Genomic DNA, 3,203 nt, shown 5'->3' on the forward strand with positions numbered 1-3,203 from the left:
TCAACTTGTTCTTTGAAAACTAGATAATATCAAATATAATTTTTCATAATTAAACCGAGAACACCGCGTTTTTTGAGTTTTTTAAAAGAAGTTTAATCGCTAAACTCAATTAATCGTATTTCCGTTAGGAAATAAGGTTAAGTTAACAAGGGCGCATGGTGAATGCCTTGGCACTAGGAGCCGATGAAGGACGGGACTAACACCGATATGCTTCGGGGAGCTGTACGTAAGCTATGATCCGGAGATTTCCGAATGGGGAAACCCAACAGTTTTAATCAACTGTTACCACTAGATGAATTCATAGTCTAGTTGGAGGTAAACGCTGTGAACTGAAACATCTCATTAGCAGCAGGAATATAAAGAAAATTCGATTCCCTAAGTAGCGGCGAGCGAACGGGGAACAGCCCAAACCAGAGTGCTTGCATTCTGGGGTTGTAGGACTGAACATTTGAGTTACCAAAAAGTTTGATAGTCGAAGGATTTGGGAAAATCCGCCATAGATGGTGATAGCCCAGTAGATTAAATCAAGCTTTCTCAGTTCAGGATCCTGAGTACGGCGGAACACGTGAAATTCCGTCGGAATCCGGGAGGACCATCTCCCAAGGCTAAATACTACCTAGTGACCGATAGTGAACCAGTACCGTGAGGGAAAGGTGAAAAGCACCCCGGAAGGGGAGTGAAATAGTTCCTGAAACCATGTGCCTACAATAAGTCAGAGCGCGTTAATGCGTGATGGCGTGCCTTTTGTAGAATGAACCGGCGAGTTACGATCCCGTGCAAGGTTAAGACTTAAAAGTCGGAGCCGTAGCGAAAGCGAGTCTGAAATGGGCGATTTTAGTACGAGGTTGTAGACCCGAAACCAGGTGACCTATCCATGTCCAGGTTGAAGATGCGGTAAAACGCATTGGAGGACCGAACCCGTGTAAGTTGAAAATTGCTGGGATGAGGTGTGGATAGCGGTGAAATTCCAAACGAACTTGGAGATAGCTGGTTCTCTCCGAAATAGCTTTAGGGCTAGCCTTGGATTAAAGGATCATGGAGGTAGAGCACTATTTGGACTAGGGGCCCGTCTTGGGTTACTGAATTCAGATAAACTCCGAATGCCATTGATTTATATCCGGGAGTCAGACGATGAGTGATAAGATCCACCGTCGAAAGGGGAACAGCCCAGACCGTCAGTTAAGGTCCCTAAATGTATACTAAGTGGAAAAGGATGTGGAGTTGCATAGACAACTAGGATGTTGGCTCAGAAGCAGCCACCATTTAAAGAGTGCGTAATAGCTCACTAGTCGAGTGATTCTGCGCCGAAAATGTACCGGGGCTAAGTATACTACCGAAACTACGGATGTGACCATTAGGTCACGTGATAGGAGAGCGTTCTAAGGGCAATGAAGCAAGATCGCAAGGACTTGTGGAGCGCTTAGAAGTGAGAATGCCGGTATGAGTAGCGAAAGATGGGTGAGAATCCCATCCACCGAATGACTAAGGTTTCCTGGGGAAGGCTCGTCCTCCCAGGGTTAGTCGGGACCTAAGTCGAGGCCGAGAGGCGTAGACGATGGATAACAGGTTGATATTCCTGTACCAGTTAAATGCGTTTGAATGATGGAGGGACGCAGGAGGCTAAGATGTGCATTCTGTTGGATTAGAATGTTCAAGCAGTAAGTCTTTTGATGAGTCAAATGCTTATCAATTTAAGGACAAGCTGTGATGAGGAGCGAAATTTAAGTAGCGAAGCGTCTGATGTCACACTGCCGAGAAAAGCTTCTAGTGAGTATTTAACTGCCCGTACCGCAAACCAACACAGGTAGTTGAGGAGAGAATCCTAAGGTGAGCGAGTGAACTCTCGTTAAGGAACTCGGCAAAATGACCCCGTAACTTCGGGAGAAGGGGTGCTGATCGCAAGATCAGCCGCAGTGAATAGGCCCAGGCGACTGTTTATCAAAAACACAGGTCTCTGCAAAATCGTAAGATGACGTATAGGGGCTGACGCCTGCCCGGTGCTGGAAGGTTAAAAGGATGGGTTAGCTTCGGCGAAGCTCAGAATTGAAGCCCCAGTAAACGGCGGCCGTAACTATAACGGTCCTAAGGTAGCGAAATTCCTTGTCGGGTAAGTTCCGACCCGCACGAAAGGCGTAACGATCTGGGCACTGTCTCAACGAGAGACTCGGTGAAATTATATTGTCCGTGAAGATGCGGACTACCCGCGACAGGACGGAAAGACCCCATGGAGCTTTACTGTAGCTTGATATTGAGTGTTTGTACAGCTTGTACAGGATAGGTAGGAGCCATAGATACCGGAACGCTAGTTTCGGTGGAGGCGTTGGTGGGATACTACCCTCGCTGTATGACCACTCTAACCCGCACCACTAATCGTGGTGGGAGACAGTGTCAGGTGGGCAGTTTGACTGGGGCGGTCGCCTCCTAAAAAGTAACGGAGGCGCCCAAAGGTTCCCTCAGAATGGTTGGAAATCATTCGCAGAGTGTAAAGGCACAAGGGAGCTTGACTGCGAGACAGACAGGTCGAGCAGGGACGAAAGTCGGGCTTAGTGATCCGGTGGTACCGTATGGAAGGGCCATCGCTCAACGGATAAAAGCTACCCTGGGGATAACAGGCTTATCTCCCCCAAGAGTCCACATCGACGGGGAGGTTTGGCACCTCGATGTCGGCTCATCGCATCCTGGGGCTGTAGTCGGTCCCAAGGGTTGGGCTGTTCGCCCATTAAAGCGGTACGCGAGCTGGGTTCAGAACGTCGTGAGACAGTTCGGTCCCTATCCGTCGCGGGCGTAGGAAATTTGAGAGGACCTGTCCTTAGTACGAGAGGACCGGGATGGACATACCGCTGGTGTACCAGTTGTGCCGCCAGGCGCATCGCTGGGTAGCTACGTATGGATCTGATAAACGCTGAAAGCATCTAAGTGTGAAACAGACCTCGAGATGAGATTTCCCATTCCTTTATGGAAGTAAGACCCCTGAAAGATGATCAGGTAGATAGGTTAGAAGTGGAAGTGCGGTGACGCATGAAGCGGACTAATACTAATCGGTCGAGGACTTAACCAAGTATAAAGGTGTTCCGGTAATTATGAAAAAGATTTGATATTAGCTAGTTTTGAGAGCACAAGTTGTTTTCAATAGTGTGGCGACGATGGCAAGAAGGATATACCTGTTCCCATGTCGAACACAGAAGTCAAGCTTCTTAGCGCCG

At 48.3% G+C, this 3,203-nt stretch carries 2 rRNA genes; both read left to right on the forward strand.

The annotated features are described in order from the left end of the window. Positions 1–135: 135 nt before the first annotated feature. Positions 136–3,058 (forward strand): 23S ribosomal RNA (locus tag FFM84_RS16005). 75 nt (positions 3,059–3,133) lie between these two features. Continuing rightward, a 5S ribosomal RNA gene (gene rrf, locus FFM84_RS16010) occupies positions 3,134–3,203 on the forward strand; the annotation flags it as partial.

The sequence above is a fragment of the Lactiplantibacillus mudanjiangensis genome (assembly GCF_005405385.1).
In the GTDB taxonomy this organism is placed as follows: domain Bacteria; phylum Bacillota; class Bacilli; order Lactobacillales; family Lactobacillaceae; genus Lactiplantibacillus; species Lactiplantibacillus mudanjiangensis.